Origin of the sequence: Xanthomonas sp. CFBP 8152 (assembly GCF_014199025.1) — a bacterium.
Classification (GTDB): Bacteria; Pseudomonadota; Gammaproteobacteria; order Xanthomonadales; family Xanthomonadaceae; genus Xanthomonas; species Xanthomonas arboricola_B.
On the sequence record NZ_JACHNO010000003.1, the window covers coordinates 127,276 to 141,026 of the forward strand.

A 13,751-nucleotide genomic window follows, 5' to 3' on the forward strand; every position below is an offset into this window, starting at 1 on the left:
GGCTGAGTGAGTCCGTTGGTTGATCGCTTGATCGCTTGATCGCTTGATCGCTTGATTGCTTGATTGCTTGATCGCTTGGTTGCTTGATTGCTTGATTGTTTGGTTGCTTGGTCGTTGATCGCTTGATTGGTCGATCGTTTGTTGATTGCTGGCTGATGGCTGATGGCTGATGGCTGATGGCTGCCGATGATCGATGCACTGCACTCCCGGCGAATGTCGGGCACCAAACAAAAAGCCCGCAGCGATGCGGGCTTTTTGTTCGCTGGTGATCCGTCCCCTCATCCGCCCTTCGGGCACCGCCTCCCGAAGGGAGAAGGGACACTAGGCACCTCTCATTCCGAGAAGGAACTGTAAGCCCCTCTCCTGCGGGAGAGGGGTTGGGGTGAGGGTACGGCGACAGAGTGGACGTCACGCACTGCGCAGACAACGACGTTCAATCAACATCAGCATCAGCATCAGCATCAGTAATCGCGCATTCGTACAGGCGGGCGATCCGCGCCCTCATCCGGCGCTACGCGCCGGCTTCTCCCGGTGGGAGAAGATGCATCAACCGGAAATTGCCAACCGTTCCTGGTGGTAGCGACGCACCGCCGCGTACCACAGCACCGCGGCCACACCGAAGCCCGCCAGCAGGTACACCGCCCAGGTCTGCGCAGTGATCTGCTCATGGCGGATCACCTTGAGCAGCATCTGGTTCTGCGCCAGAAACGGCACCGCGAAGTGCCATAGCTGCGTCTTCAACGGATACGCCATCAGTGCATAGCCCGGCAGCATCGGCAGCAGCAACAGCCAGGTCATATGCGCCTGCGCTTCCTTCATGCTCTTGGCGGCGGCGGCCAGATAGGTCAGCAGCGACGTGCCGATGAACAGCATCGGCACCAGGATGAACAGCATCTGCAGCATCGGCACGAAGCCGACGTTGAGCTGGCGGCCCAGGGTCGAGGTGGACAGCTGCGCACTCAACTTGAAGGCCAGCAGGGTCAGCAACAGCGACACCATGCCGACCACGCAGGCGGCGGCGATCTTGCCGCTGACGATCGCACTGCGCGGCGCCGGCGTGGCCAGCAAGGGTTCCAGCGACTGGCGTTCGCGCTCGCCGGCAGTGGCATCCAGGATCAGCGAGGCGCCGCCCAGGAACGAGGTGATCACCAGCAGCACCGGCAGCAGCATCGCCATCATCTGCCCGCGCTTGGCTTCGGCGGTGGCCAGGTCCTGCGCGGCGATTTCCAGCGGCCTGCCCACCTGCGCATCGATGCCGCGCGCCAGCAGGCGCAGTGCACCGACCTGCTGGCTATAGCTGCCGAGTGCGGCCTGCAAGCGCAGGCTCGGCACGTCGGCCTCGCGCCGCGTGCTGTCCTTGATGACCTCCACCAGGGCCGGGCGCCCGGCGCGCCAATCGTCGGCATAGCTGTCGCTGATGCGCAGTGCCACATCCACATCCTGATTGCGGATCGCGGCGGTCAGATCGGCCGGCGCATCGACCGCATTGAGCCCCTGCGCGGCCAGGAACCGCACCAGATTGGGCGCGTTCTCGCGGCCGAGCATGGGGATCTCCAACGGCTTGTCGATCTGCGTACGCACGCGGCTTTCGCTCAGTGCGCCCATGCCCAGGATCAGCACCGGATACAGCAATGGCGACAGCAGCAAGGCCAGTGCGAGCGTACGGCGATCGCGGCCGATGTCGCGCAATTCCTTGCGCAGCACCGTCCATAATGTGGACAACAACGATGTGGTGCTCATGCGTGCAGTCCCTCGTCCGAGCCGATCGCCTTGACGAAGGCGTCTTCCAGGTTGCTTTCACCGGTGCTGGCGCGCAGTTCGTCGGCGCTGCCGCAGGCCACCACCGTGCCCTTGGCGACGATGACGATGCGATCGCACAGCGCCGCCACCTCCTGCATGATGTGGCTGGAAAAGATCACGCAGCGCCCTTCGGCCCGCAGCTGCTGCAGAAAGCCGCGCATAGCGCGCGTGGTCATCACATCCAGCCCGTTGGTGGGCTCGTCGAGGATGACGTTGCGCGGGTCGTGCACCAGCGCGCGCGCAATCGCGGTCTTGGTGCGCTGGCCCTGGCTGAAGCCTTCGGTCTGACGGTCGAGAATGTCGTCCATGTCCAGCGCCGCCGACAGCAGGCGCGTGCGCTCGGCGATCCGCGCCCGCGACAGGCCATGCAGCTCGCCGAAATAGGCGATGTTTTCGCGCGCGGTCAGCCGCTTGTAGACCCCGCGCGCATCCGGCAACACGCCCAGCGCGCGCCGCACCGTCACCGGGTCGCGGGCGGCATCCACGCCATCCACCGTGACGCTGCCCTGGTCGGGCGACATCAGCGTGTAGAGCATGCGCAAGGTGGTGGTCTTGCCGGCGCCGTTGGGGCCGAGCAGGCCAGTGATCTGGCCGTCGGCAGCACTGAAACTGACCCCATCGACCGCCTTCACCAGCCCGGTCTTGGTCTTGAACGACTTGTGCAACTTGTCGACGACGATCATGCGTGCGCCTCCGTGGCGTGGTCGGTGCGGCTCATGGTTCCCATCCGTTGAACGAGGTAAACGCGGGCACGTTGTTGAGGGTGGCCACGCACTGCGCATCCAGTGCCTTGGCATTGGCGGTCTGCAGGAACTGGCCCAACACCTTGGGCATGCAGCCCAATCGGAACACCCCGTGGCCCTGCCCTGGCGCCACCAGGTGACGGCCGTTGGGCAGGCCCTGCAGCACACGCTCGGCATAGCGCGGCGGCGTCACCGGATCCAGCTCGCCCGACAGCAACAGCACCGGCACGTCGGATCTGAACGGTGCGGCGTCGGCAGCCGGGGCCGGCTTGGTCGGCCAGGCCTTGCAGGGTGCGAAGAACATCTGCGCCACTTCCGCCCCCAGCAAGGTGTCGTCCTTGCCGGCTGGCGGCGTGTAGCGACCGGCGTCTTCGCTGCACAGCACCGACCATTGCATCGGGCGGTTCATCTGGTCGGACATGTCCGATGCGCTCATCTGCGCCAGTGCCATCAGCGAGGCATAACGCCCTGCCGCCGCTTCGTCCAGCATCAGCGGCAACAACGAGGCGGTTTCCGGCGCATACGAAAACCCGAATGCCAGGCCGACCACGGTATCGGCCGTCACCTGCTCGTGGTGCAGTTCACCGGTGCGCGGGTCGCGGTAATCCACCGCAACCGGCGCCTGACGCAGACGCTCCACCACCTGCCGCAGCTGCGTGCGCGTGTCCACCCGAAAGCGTTTGGCGCATGCCGCTTCCTTGCGGCATTGCGTGGCCTGCAGCGCGATCGCATCTTCGAACGTCCGCGCGAACTCGCCGCCGATCACCAGATCGTTTGGCGCCACGCCATCGATCACCAGCGTGCGTGTGTGTTGCCGATAGCGCGCCGCATACTGCTGTGCGACCCGGGTACCGTAGGAGCCGCCAACCAGATTGAGCGTCTGCACGCCCAGCGCGGCGCGCACCGCATCCAGGTCGCCAATGGCTTCACTGGTGGTGTAATAACGCGGATCGGCATCGTTGCGCAGCCCTTGTGCACACTGGCGTGCGTAGTCGGTCAACTGCTCGGCGGTGGCAGCGCTACTGTTTTCCAGTACGAGCGGCTTGCCGGCGGCATCGCGGCACGCAAGCGGATGCGAACCGCCGGTGCCGCGCTGGTCGACCAGGAAGATGTCGCGCCGCTTGCGGACTTCATGCAGCCCCATGTCCACGATCGCGGCGACCTGGGTGGCCGATTGCCCCGGCCCGCCGGCAATGAAAAACACCGGATCCGGCGTGCTGCCGGCGCCGGCCTCGCTTTCCAGCCAGGCGATCTTCAAGTCGATGCTGCGCCCGGTCGGCGCGGCCGGGTTTTCCGGCACGCGCAGGCTGGCGCATTGCGCTTCGATATTGCCGGCCGCGCTGCCGGAACTCAGCGTGCACGGTGCAAATTGCAGCGTGCCGTAACGATTGCCTGCGGCGGTGCCGGTCTGCGGCTTGGCTGCACGCGGCTGCGCGCTGCCGGGCGCCGCGTCAGCCTTGGCCGCAGGAGCTGCGTTTTCAGCCGGTTTGTCCGCGCGCTGACATCCGGTTGCCAGCAATGCGATCAGCAGCGCCGCCACCAGTGTGGGTTGCTTCACCATGTTCACCATCTCTCCTGATAGTTCCTGTCCCCTGACGCCGCATCCGGTCGGGTGTGACCGGAGCGGCTACTGCCCGTCTTCGTAAAGAAAGACGTGCTCGATCGATTCCCCGAACAGACGCGCAATGCGAAACGCCAATGGCAGACTGGGATCGTACTTGCCGGTCTCCAGCGCATTGATGGTCTGCCGCGACACGCCCAGGCGTTCGCCCAACTCGCCTTGCGACCAGCCGCTGGCCTCGCGCAATTCGCGCACCCGGCTATTCATTCGAACCGTCGGGCATTGACGCTTTTGGTGACGCCGTAGATGGCGCACAACATCGGAAACACCCACAACATCGCCACCGTCGCGGGGATGTCGATCAACTGGGCGGCCTGCAGGAATCCGCCGGTCATGTACGCGCCGCTGACCAGGCCGGCGGCAATGGCGATCGACTCCAGTTCGATGCGCCGCTGCATCTCGTCCGAATCGCGTACGTAGCGCGCCACCGCGCGGATCACCAGGGCGACCAGCACGGCCGGCAACAGGGCGATCAGCACGCGCGCCCAGCTCGGATCCACATGCGCAAGCAAATATCTCCAGAACAGCATCACCACCACATACAAGCCCATCGGCACGCCGAATTCGCGGTGATAGCGCCGCGCCAGTGCCGGCCGCGTGCTGTCGCGCAGGCTGCCGCGCGACAGCCAGAGCAGCAGCGCCAGCAACAGGCAGGATACGCCCACGCCCGCACAAAGCCCGGCAAGGTGGGCACTCAGCGGCAGCAGCCGCCAATGGCCGAGCGCACCCACGGCGAGCAGGCCGGCTCCCAGACAGAGCGCCAGTAGCGCATTGCGTCTGCAGCGGGTCATGCGCGGTGCCTCGCGTGCGCCGATGTGCGCACTGGCAGGCCACTGTCCCCCATCCAGGCATCGCTACGCAGCGGCCGCTGCGACGACCATGCCGGTATGCAATTCCATTGCCGATGCTGCTGACGCATTCCCTTCGCCTGTCAAGTCAACTTGACAGGCACGATGCACCTGGCACGGCCGTATGTCAAGCACCCTTTACACATTCGACCGCATGCGGTCCCTACCCATCGCCACGCGACGACGGCAGCAGGAAGACCAAGCACGCCGGTCCGCAGCACCGGGCCGGAGCTGGGCCACGCTCTGCGATCGAACATTGGCGGAAGCGGTGATGCGTCTGAAGATCTGGTTGGCAATTGCACTGAGCGGCTGCATGACGACCTCTGCCGTGGCACAGCAGGCAGCACCTGCGCCTCGCACGATCCAACTGGATCTGGCCACCGCCGGCGAACCAGTCGACCGTTTCTACGATCTGTCGATCGGCTCGGACTTTCCCGGCACCTTGATCCGCAGCGACAGCCAGGCGCAGCTGGTTCCGGCGGTACAGGAGCTGGGGTTTCGCTATATCCGCTTCCATGATGTGTTCCATGACGTGCTCGGCACGGTGAAAGACGTCGACGGCACGCTCTTCTAGGATTGGACCAAGCTGGATCGGCTCTACGATGCGCTGCTGGCCAAGCGCATCCGTCCGTTCGTCGAGTTGGGCTTTACGCCCGGCGCGATGAAGACCTCCGAGCAGACGCTCTTCTACTGGAAGGGCAACACTTCGCATCCGGACCCGGCCAAGTGGACGCAGCTGATTGATGCGTACGTGCGCCACATCCGTGCACGCTATGGCGCCGACGAGGTGCGGCAGTGGTACTTCGAGGTGTGGAACGTGCCCAACCTCAAGGACTTCTGGGAGAACGCCGACCAGCAGGCCTACTTCGACCTGTATGCGAACACCGCACGCACGATCAAGGCGATCGATCCGCAACTGCGCGTCGGCGGCCCGTCCACCGCCGGTGCGGACTGGGTGCCGGAACTGCTGGCCTTCGTTGCCAAGAACAAACTACCGATCGACTCCGTCACCACGCATACCTATGGCGTGGAGGGCGGCTTTCTCGATGAAGACGGCAAACAGGACGTCAAGCTGTCGGCATTGCCGGATGCCATCGTCGGCGATGTGCGCCGCGTGCGTGCGCAGATCCAGGCCTCGCCGTTTCGGATCTGCCGCTGTATTTCACCGAGTGGGCAGCAGCTATACGCCGCGCGATCTCGTCAATGACAGCTGCATCAACGCGCCCTACATCCTGACCAAGCTCAAGCAGGTGCAAGGCCTTGTGCAGGGCATGAGTTACTGGACCTACACCGATCTGTTCGAAGAACCCGGCTTCCATGGCGGCTTCGGGCTGGTGAATCGCGAGGGTATCCGCAAGCCGGCGTGGTTTGCCTACAAGTATCTGAACGCGCTCAAGGGCCGCAATGTTCCGCTGCGCGATGCGCATGCGTTTGCGGCGGTGGATGGCCAGCGCATCGCCGCACTGGTCTGGGATTGGCAGCAGGCGGTGAGCAATACCCAGTTCTATGCCAAACAGGTGCCGAACACAGACAGCCCAGTGCTGGTGTTCCGCCTGGCGCACGTGCCGGCCGGCAACTATCGGCTGCAGGTGCGCAAGACCGGCTACCGGCGCAACGATCCGCTGTCGCTGTACATCGACATGGGCATGCCCAAGGACCTGGCGCCGCGGCAGCTGGCGCAGTTGCAGCAGGCCACGCGCGACACGCCCGAACAGGACCGGCGCGTACGCGTCGGCGCCGATGGCGTGGTGGAGATCCGCGTGCCGATGCGCAGCAACGATGTGGTGCTGATGACGCTGGAGCCGTCGGCGCGCTGAGCGCCCAGCACGCCATCGCGCCTGCAATCAGGCGAGGCGTTGAGGGTGGATTCCGTGCGCGCAGCCATGCGCGCAGTTCGGCGCGACGTCCCGACCGTGCATCGTTCGCGACATCGGGTGCGTCATGCGTGCGTTGCGGCACGTCGCGCGCATCGCCGCAGGACACTGCAGGCACACACCCCAAGGTCCAACGCATGCTTGCAGTCGCTCAGTCCGCGCAGCGCACAAGGTAAAAAGCGAATCGGCGTGATCGCATCGACCCGATGTGCAGGACTTGAAGCGGCAAAAAAAGACGTAGCGCGCAGTGACCAGTGGGTGCAGACAGCGCGTAGGAACCGCAGTGCACGAGTGGCACACGCCGGTTCCGGGCGTCGGCCGCGCCTATCTGACAGTGAGCGCAGTCGTTTTGATGACAGCCCTTACTTGAGATAGGTCTTGAGAATGGCGGTGATGTCGTCTACCGCCAGTTCGCGCTCACCCAGCGCCTCCGGTGCCGCGACATGGTGCTTCAAGTGCTCGCTGAGCAGCTCGACCATCAAGCCCTGCGCAGCGCCACGAAACGCCGCCACCTGCGTCAGCAACGCGGTGCAGTCCACGTCCTGCGCCAGGGCTTTCTCCAGCCCCTCCACTTGCCCACGGATCCTGCGCACGCGGGCGAGCAGTTTGGATTTTTCCTGATTCAGATGCGCCATTGCCGTATACCCCCTGGGGGTATCTGAGATACCATAGGGGGGTATCGTAGCCAGAGCCCCTTCCGATGTCGATCACGCACGCCGCGCCGCACTGCGCGCAGTCGCACACATTCGCCAGCGCCAATCCGCTTGCCGAGCGCAGCACTCGCAAGGCCGTCATCCTGACCGTAGTCATGATGGTGGTAGAGATCGTCGGCGGCTGGACGCTCAACTCCATGGCCCTGCTCGCCGATGGCTGGCATATGAGCTCGCACGCGCTGGCGCTGGGGCTGGCACTGTTCGCCTACCGCTTCGCGCGGCGCAATGCCAACGACCTGCGTTTCAGCTTCGGCACCTGGAAGGTCGAAGTGCTCGGGGGCTATACCAGCGCCATCCTGCTGTTGGGCGTGGCCGGCCTGATGGCGTTCCAGTCGCTGGAACGGCTGTTCTCGCCCAAGCCCATCCAGTACCAGGAAGCCACCGTCATTGCCGTCATCGGCCTGCTGGTCAACCTGATTTGCGCCTGGTGGTTACGCGACTCGCATGGCCATCACCACGGCCACGACCACGCGCATGACGGTCATGGTCATGGTCATGGTCATCACCACGATGGGCATGCCGATCTCAACTTGCGTGCCGCGTATCTGCACGTGATGGCCGACGCGGCGACCTCGGTCCTGGCGATTGTCGCGCTGCTTGCCGGCATGTACTGGGGCGTGACCTGGCTGGATCCGATCATGGGCATGGTCGGCGCGGTGCTGGTCGCCGTGTGGGCGGGGGGGCTGCTGCGCAGTACCGGCCGCGTGCTGCTGGATGCGGAGATGGATGCGCCGGTGGTGGAAGAAGTGAAGCAGGTCATCGCCGAGCTGCCGCATGCCATCGACATCGGCGACCTGCATGTCTGGCGCGTGGGCAGCGATCGTTATGCCTGCGTCGTCAGTCTGGTCACGGCGGCCAACATCGATGCGGACCTGGTCCGCACTGCCTTGCAGATCCACGAAGAACTGGTGCACATCACCGTCGAATTGCAGCGCCCGCCAGCGGCGCGGGCTGCGGCCTGACGATTCGGCAGCGCGCTACATTCGTCGCCCTGCAGTAGTCAGCGCGGAAGCGGTCAGCGAGAGCCCGAACAGCAGTGGCTCCAGTTGCACCACGCCGGAGCACAGGATGCGACTGCAGCAGCGCACAGTGGGCGAGAGGGATGGCCGGGACAGCATCGCGATGCTGTCGAGGGGCTTGAACGCGTCGGCGCCGGCGCACCGGCGCGATCGGCAGTTGCCGAGCAAGCCAGCCCGGCACCGTGGATTGGCTCAGGTTTTCGCCGGCGCCGGGCTGACGTATTTCTCGCGGCGGATCTGCGCGTTCGGCAGGCCGGCGGCCTTCAACGCCTCGATGCAGCTGTCCACCATGTCCGGGTTGCCGCACAGGTAGGCGATATCGCCCTGCGCGTCGGGCGCGCATTCGGCCAGCTGCTGCTGCACGTAACCCTGGCGCACATCCGCATGCGGCTGCTCGGGCAATGCGCGCGAAAAACACGGCACATAGCGGAATTGCGGATGCGCATCGGCAAACGCACGGAAGTCCTCGCCGTACAACAGCTCGGCCGGCGTGCGTGCGCCCTGCAGCAGCAGCACCTGCACGCCGCGGGTGGCGATCGCCTCGGCCAGCAGCGGCAGCATCGACCGGTATGGGGTGACGCCGGTACCGGTGGCGATCAGCACATAACGCCGGTTGTGGTCGCCCGGCGGCAGGCAGAAGCGTCCGTAGGGACCGCTGGCCTGCAACTGGTCGCCGATCTGCAGGCCTTCGAACAGCGCGGTGGCCGAGCCGCCGGGCACGAAGCTCACCGCGATATCCACTGCCTCGCCCGGTCCGAACGCATGGTCGTGGATGGTCGCCAGCGAATAGCTGCGCTTGGTCGGCGTACCGTCGGCGGCATCGAAATGGATCTGGATGAACTGCCCGGGCTGGAAATCCAGCGGCTGGCCGTCGTCACGCAGGAACTGGCAGTGGGCCACGGTGGGCGCAATCATGCGCCGGTCGACAAGCTTGAGGGGGAATTGAACGGGCACGAACGTATTTGGGACAGTCTGTGATCGGGGCTTGCCCCCGCGGGCTTCTATAATAACGGCCTGCAACTCGCTGCGCCGTCACGCTGACGCGAAGGAACATCTTGAATTCTCCATCTCCGATCACCGCACCCGCGCTGCGTGTGTGCGATCTGCGCAAGACCTACGACAACGGCACCCAGGCGCTCAAGGGCGTTTCGCTGGATGTGGCGCCAGGCGATTTCTTTGCCCTGCTCGGCCCCAACGGCGCCGGCAAATCCACCCTGATCGGCATCATCAGCTCGCTGGTGAACCTGTCCGCGGGCCAGGTGGAAGTGTTCGGCACCGACCTGGTCGGCCATCGCAGCGATGCGATGCGCCTGATCGGGCTGGTCCCGCAGGAGGTCAACTTCAATCTATTCGAAAAACCCTTCGACATCCTGGTCAATTACGCCGGTTTCTACGGCATGCCGCGCGCCGAGGCCGAGCGCCTGGCCGAAGCGGAGCTGCGCCGCTCGCACCTGTGGGAAAAGGCCCAGGTGATGAGCCGCACGCTGTCCGGCGGCATGAAGCGCCGGCTGATGATCGCCCGCGCCATGATGACCCAGCCGCGCCTGCTGATCCTGGACGAGCCCACCGCCGGCGTGGACATCGAGATCCGCCGCGACATGTGGCGCGTGCTCAAGGAGATCAACGCCGCCGGCACCACCATCATCCTCACCACGCATTACCTGGAAGAAGCCGAGCACCTGTGCCGCAACCTGGCCATCATCAACCACGGCCAGATCGTCACCCAGGGGCCGATGCGCGAGCTGCTGGCCAAGCTGGACGTGGAAGGCTTCCTGTTCGATATCGACGGCGCCCTGCCGGCCGAACTGCCGGTGATCGAAGGCACCACGCTCACCGCCATCGACGGCCACACGCTGGACCTGGACATGCCGCGCGCGATGGACCTCAACCGCGTGTTCGCCACGCTCGGCAGCGCCGGCATCCGGGTGCGCTCGATGCGCACCAAGAGCAACCGCCTGGAAGAGCTGTTCGTGCGCCTGACCGGTGACGCCCCGGTACCGGCCAGCGCCCCCACGCCTGTCGCCCCCAACGGCACACCGCCTGCGCAGCCGCGCAGCGGAGGCCAGCCATGAACGAGATCCGCACCGTGACCGAACCCACCAATGCGCGCCGCAACTGGATTGCGCTGGGCACCATCGTGCGCCGCGAAGTGCAGCGCATCCTGCGCATCTGGGGCCAGACCCTGGTGCCGCCGGCCATCACCATGACGCTGTACTTCTTGATCTTCGGCGGGCTGATCGGCTCGCGCGTGGGCGACATGGGCGGCTACTCGTACATGCAGTTCATCGTGCCGGGCCTGGTGATGATGAGCGTGATCCAGAACAGCTACGGCAACATCTCCTCCAGCTTCTTCGGCGCCAAGTTCGGCCGGCATGTGGAAGAGCTGCTGGTCAGCCCGATGCCCAACTGGGTGATCCTGTGGGGCTACGTCTCCGGCGCGGTGCTGCGCGGGGTGATGGTCGGGGCGTTGGTGCTGATCATTGCGATGTTCTTTACGCCTGTGCGTATCCCGCATCCGCTGGTCACGCTGACCACGGTGCTGCTGGGTGCGACCATCTTCTCGCTGGCCGGCTTCGTCAACGCGGTGTACGCCAAGAAGTTCGACGACGTGGCGATCGTGCCGACCTTCATCCTGACCCCGCTGACCTATCTGGGCGGCGTGTTCTACTCGGTGAAGTTGCTGCCGCCATGGGCCGAAGCGGCCACCCACGCCAACCCGATCTTCTACATGGTCAACGCGTTCCGCTACGGCCTGCTCGGCAGCTCGGACGTGCCGATCTGGGTCGCCTACGCGCTGATGCTGGGCTTTGTCGCGGTCCTCAGCGCGCTGGCGCTGTGGCTGCTGCGCCGTGGCGTGGGGCTGCGGAGCTGATGACGATGGCGATGCGTATCCTCATCCTGGGCGCCGGCGGTACCGGCGGCTATTTCGGCGGACGCCTGGCGCAGGCCGGTGTCGATGTGACCTTTCTGGTGCGCGACGCGCGCGCGGCGCAGCTGCAGGCCGATGGCCTGCGCATCCGCAGTCCGTTGGGCGATGCGGATCTGCCGGTGGCGCATGTCACCGCGCAGGACCTGCCGGCCCTGGTGGCGCAGCGGCCGTTCGATCTGGTGATCCTGAGCTGCAAGGCCTACGACCTGGACAGCGCGATCGAGGCGATTGCGCCGGCGGTGGGCGAGCACACCACGGTGCTGCCGATCCTCAACGGCCTGCGCCATTACGCGGCGCTGGACGAGCGTTTCGGTGCCGCAGGCGTGCTGGGCGGGCTGTGCTTCATCAGCGCGACCAAGGGCGAGCACGGGCAGATCCTGCACCTGGGCAAGCCGGCGGCGATGACCTTCGGCGAGCGCGATGGCGGCGCCGCGTCCGCGCGGGTGCAGGCGCTTGCGGCGGCCTGCGCGCAGGCCGGCATCGATCATGTGGCCAGCGAGCAGATCGCGCAGGAGCAGTGGATCAAGTACAGCTTCCTCACAGCGCTGGCTGCAGCCACCTGCCTGATGCGTGCGCCGGTCGGGGCGATCGTGGCCACCGACGACGGGCGTGCGTTGATCAACGGCTTGTACAACGAATGCCTGTGGGCCGCCGATGCGGCCGGGCAGCCGATTCCGGAAGCCTCGCGCGCCAAGGCGCTGCAGACCTTGTTGCAGGTGGATTCGCCGCTGAAGGCCTCGATGCTGCGCGACCTGGAAGCCGGCCAGGAGGTGGAAGCGGCGCAGATCGTCGGCGACATGTTGAAGCGGGTGCGCGAGACAGGGCGCAATGCGCCGCTGCTGATGGCGGCGAATGTGCATCTGCAGGCGTATCAGGTGTTGCGGCATAGCTGAGGGATGGCGTGCGGGTGCGGCAGGGATACGTGTAGACCGTACCGCCATCCCCTCTGCGGGCACCGTCCCCGGTGGGGAAGGGTGCGCTCCGGCTACCGGCTTTTCTTTTGGGCGCGGCTTGCACCTCGGGTAGCGGAGGTCGCAGCTAGTTGGCACCCTTGTGGCCCCGATCGGGCAATCTGCGCAAACAACCGGCCGCTGGGGCCTGCTTCGATCAGGCGCATGCGTCGCCTTGGCGCGAGGCGTCGACACACCTCACGCGATACCTCCGCAATGCGATGCCTCCGACGTGGATGTTGCCACTGCCTTCGCGCCATCACGACGCGGTGCACACGATGCTCTGCCTCCCCTCGCCCGTGTCGCCTCCGATGAAGCTGCTCAGCCACCTGTTCCGTGCCGGTCATTTCGTGATCCTGGCGTTTTTCGTGCTGTGCGCGGCGGGTCTGGTGGCGATGGCCGCACTGGAGCTGTGGCATGGCTTTACCCCCGGCGGCGACATGGTGGTGCGCGACCGCTTCAACGTGGTGCTGGAGGCGATCGGCCTGCTCACCGTGGCGCTGGTGACGCTGGAACTAGGCCAGACCATCTTCGAGGAAGAGATCCTGCGCGACGTCAAGGTCAGCGGTCCTACGCGTGTGCGCCGCTACCTGTCGCGGTTCTTCGTGGTGATCGTGATTGCGCTGGCGATCGAGACGCTGGTGTCGATCTTCGAGCTGATGCACGACGACCCGGCCAAGCTGCCGTATGCGGCGGCGGTGGGCCTGTGCGCGGCGCTGTTGCTGATCGCCTGGGGGGTCTTCGTCAAACTCAATCGCAGCGCCGAAGAGCTGGAGCCCGAGGCAATGGCAGAAACCAAGCGCGAGGACCGCGAGGTCGAGGAATAAGCGCCGTCAGCTGCTGGCCGCTGGCAGCGGCGGCACCGTGGTCGGCTTGCCGTCGTCGCCGAGCGCGATCATCACGAAGTGGCCGCGGGTGCACAGCTCGCGTGCGCCGCTGAGCAGATCCTCGGCGATCAGTTCCACTTCCACCTTGATCGAACTGCGCCCCACCGACACCACCCGCGCGATGGTTTCCACCATCTGGCCCTGACGGATCGGCAGCTTGAAATCCACCTGGTCCGAGCGCGCTGTCACTACCGCACGGCGCGCATAGCGCGATGCCGCCAGGAAGGCGGCCTTGTCCATCCACGCCAGCGCCTGCCCACCGAACAGCGTGCCCATGTGGTTGGTGTGGTTGGGGAACACGATCTCGGCCATGCGGACTTCGGTCGGTGGCTGGGTCTGCAGGCTGTCTGACATGAGGGGTCTCCAG

The 13,751-nt window shown here is 65.6% G+C and carries 13 protein-coding genes, 1 other RNA gene and 1 pseudogene; 6 read left to right on the forward strand and 9 right to left on the reverse strand.

Translation table 11 applies throughout. The features are described from left to right. Positions 1-546 precede the first annotated feature (546 nt). Genes FHT09_RS12320 through FHT09_RS12340 form a run of 5 tightly spaced genes read right to left on the reverse strand, consistent with a single transcriptional unit; the run spans position 547 to position 4,955 of the window. Positions 547-1,740 (reverse strand): ABC transporter permease, encoded by a 1,194-nt coding sequence (locus tag FHT09_RS12320; protein WP_104537665.1) that lies wholly within the window; start codon positions 1,738-1,740, stop codon positions 547-549. Further along, on the reverse strand, positions 1,737-2,483 hold the full coding sequence (locus FHT09_RS12325) for an ATP-binding cassette domain-containing protein (protein WP_104605844.1): 747 nt from the start codon (positions 2,481-2,483) through the stop codon (positions 1,737-1,739). Before FHT09_RS12325 ends, FHT09_RS12320 begins: the two co-directional genes overlap by 4 nt. A 31-nt stretch (positions 2,484-2,514) precedes the next feature. Continuing rightward, positions 2,515-4,110 (reverse strand): alpha/beta hydrolase, encoded by a 1,596-nt coding sequence (locus tag FHT09_RS12330; protein WP_181141285.1) that lies wholly within the window; start codon positions 4,108-4,110, stop codon positions 2,515-2,517. A 60-nt stretch (positions 4,111-4,170) separates the two neighbouring features. Beyond that, positions 4,171-4,371, reverse strand: a complete 201-nt coding sequence (locus tag FHT09_RS12335; RefSeq protein ID WP_016903655.1) for a helix-turn-helix transcriptional regulator — start codon at positions 4,369-4,371, stop codon at positions 4,171-4,173. Continuing rightward, a complete protein-coding gene (locus tag FHT09_RS12340; protein ID WP_104605846.1) occupies positions 4,368-4,955 on the reverse strand; it encodes a hypothetical protein in 588 nt (195 codons plus the stop codon). The genes FHT09_RS12335 and FHT09_RS12340 overlap by 4 nt, the downstream gene beginning before the upstream one ends. A gap of 328 nt (positions 4,956-5,283) precedes the next feature. Between FHT09_RS12340 and FHT09_RS12345 the strand changes: the two are divergent. Next, positions 5,284-6,829 (forward strand): annotated as a pseudogene (locus tag FHT09_RS12345) (beta-xylosidase). A 281-nt stretch (positions 6,830-7,110) separates the two neighbouring features. Here FHT09_RS12345 and FHT09_RS12350 read toward each other — a convergent pair. Both FHT09_RS12350 and FHT09_RS12355 read right to left on the reverse strand, forming a co-directional pair. Further along, a non-coding RNA gene (locus tag FHT09_RS12350) (sX9 sRNA) lies at positions 7,111-7,186 on the reverse strand. Between the two features lie 62 nt (positions 7,187-7,248). Then, positions 7,249-7,521 carry a metal/formaldehyde-sensitive transcriptional repressor gene (locus FHT09_RS12355; protein ID WP_039521109.1) on the reverse strand — a complete coding sequence of 91 codons (273 nt, stop codon included), beginning with the start codon at positions 7,519-7,521 and terminating at the stop codon, positions 7,249-7,251. 65 nt (positions 7,522-7,586) lie between these two features. Here FHT09_RS12355 and dmeF point away from each other — a divergent pair, with 65 nt between their 5' ends. Then, positions 7,587-8,561 (forward strand): CDF family Co(II)/Ni(II) efflux transporter DmeF, encoded by a 975-nt coding sequence (gene dmeF / locus FHT09_RS12360; RefSeq protein WP_104537661.1) that lies wholly within the window; start codon positions 7,587-7,589, stop codon positions 8,559-8,561. A gap of 249 nt (positions 8,562-8,810) precedes the next feature. Here the strand turns inward: dmeF and FHT09_RS12365 are convergent, their stop codons facing one another. Further along, on the reverse strand, positions 8,811-9,638 hold the full coding sequence (locus FHT09_RS12365) for a ferredoxin--NADP reductase (RefSeq protein WP_184416977.1): 828 nt from the start codon (positions 9,636-9,638) through the stop codon (positions 8,811-8,813). 35 nt (positions 9,639-9,673) lie between these two features. Here FHT09_RS12365 and FHT09_RS12370 point away from each other — a divergent pair, with 35 nt between their 5' ends. The 4 genes from FHT09_RS12370 to FHT09_RS12385 all read left to right on the forward strand — a co-directional run bounded on the left by FHT09_RS12370 (position 9,674) and on the right by FHT09_RS12385 (position 13,324). Further along, on the forward strand, positions 9,674-10,690 hold the full coding sequence (locus tag FHT09_RS12370) for an ABC transporter ATP-binding protein (RefSeq protein WP_104605848.1): 1,017 nt from the start codon (positions 9,674-9,676) through the stop codon (positions 10,688-10,690). After that, complete coding sequence (locus tag FHT09_RS12375) at positions 10,687-11,490, forward strand: ABC transporter permease (RefSeq protein WP_016903649.1); 804 nt, start codon at positions 10,687-10,689, stop codon at positions 11,488-11,490. Before FHT09_RS12370 ends, FHT09_RS12375 begins: the two co-directional genes overlap by 4 nt. 5 nt (positions 11,491-11,495) lie before the next feature. Further along, on the forward strand, positions 11,496-12,440 hold the full coding sequence (gene panE / locus FHT09_RS12380) for a 2-dehydropantoate 2-reductase (RefSeq protein WP_181141287.1): 945 nt from the start codon (positions 11,496-11,498) through the stop codon (positions 12,438-12,440). Between the two features lie 368 nt (positions 12,441-12,808). Next, a complete protein-coding gene (locus FHT09_RS12385) occupies positions 12,809-13,324 on the forward strand; it encodes a hypothetical protein (RefSeq protein WP_166776095.1) in 516 nt (171 codons plus the stop codon). Between the two features lie 6 nt (positions 13,325-13,330). Here the strand turns inward: FHT09_RS12385 and FHT09_RS12390 are convergent, their stop codons facing one another. Then, entirely contained in the window at positions 13,331-13,738 is a 408-nt protein-coding gene (locus tag FHT09_RS12390; RefSeq protein WP_104605849.1) for an acyl-CoA thioesterase, read from the reverse strand. Between the last annotated feature and the right edge of the window lie 13 nt (positions 13,739-13,751).

Bases quoted from the DNA above. Each gene is read 5' to 3' on its own strand.
- dmeF (WP_104537661.1), top strand. From the start codon at position 7,587: ATGTCGATCACGCACGCCGCGCCGCACTGCGCGCAGTCGCACACATTC.
- FHT09_RS12385 (WP_166776095.1), top strand. From the start codon at position 12,809: ATGAAGCTGCTCAGCCACCTGTTCCGTGCCGGTCATTTCGTGATCCTG.
- panE (WP_181141287.1), top strand. From the start codon at position 11,496: ATGGCGATGCGTATCCTCATCCTGGGCGCCGGCGGTACCGGCGGCTAT.
- FHT09_RS12325 (WP_104605844.1), bottom strand. From the start codon at position 2,483: ATGATCGTCGTCGACAAGTTGCACAAGTCGTTCAAGACCAAGACCGGG.
- FHT09_RS12375 (WP_016903649.1), top strand. From the start codon at position 10,687: ATGAACGAGATCCGCACCGTGACCGAACCCACCAATGCGCGCCGCAAC.
- FHT09_RS12390 (WP_104605849.1), bottom strand. From the start codon at position 13,738: ATGTCAGACAGCCTGCAGACCCAGCCACCGACCGAAGTCCGCATGGCC.
- FHT09_RS12355 (WP_039521109.1), bottom strand. From the start codon at position 7,521: ATGGCGCATCTGAATCAGGAAAAATCCAAACTGCTCGCCCGCGTGCGC.
- FHT09_RS12320 (WP_104537665.1), bottom strand. From the start codon at position 1,740: ATGAGCACCACATCGTTGTTGTCCACATTATGGACGGTGCTGCGCAAG.
- FHT09_RS12340 (WP_104605846.1), bottom strand. From the start codon at position 4,955: ATGACCCGCTGCAGACGCAATGCGCTACTGGCGCTCTGTCTGGGAGCC.
- FHT09_RS12335 (WP_016903655.1), bottom strand. From the start codon at position 4,371: ATGAATAGCCGGGTGCGCGAATTGCGCGAGGCCAGCGGCTGGTCGCAA.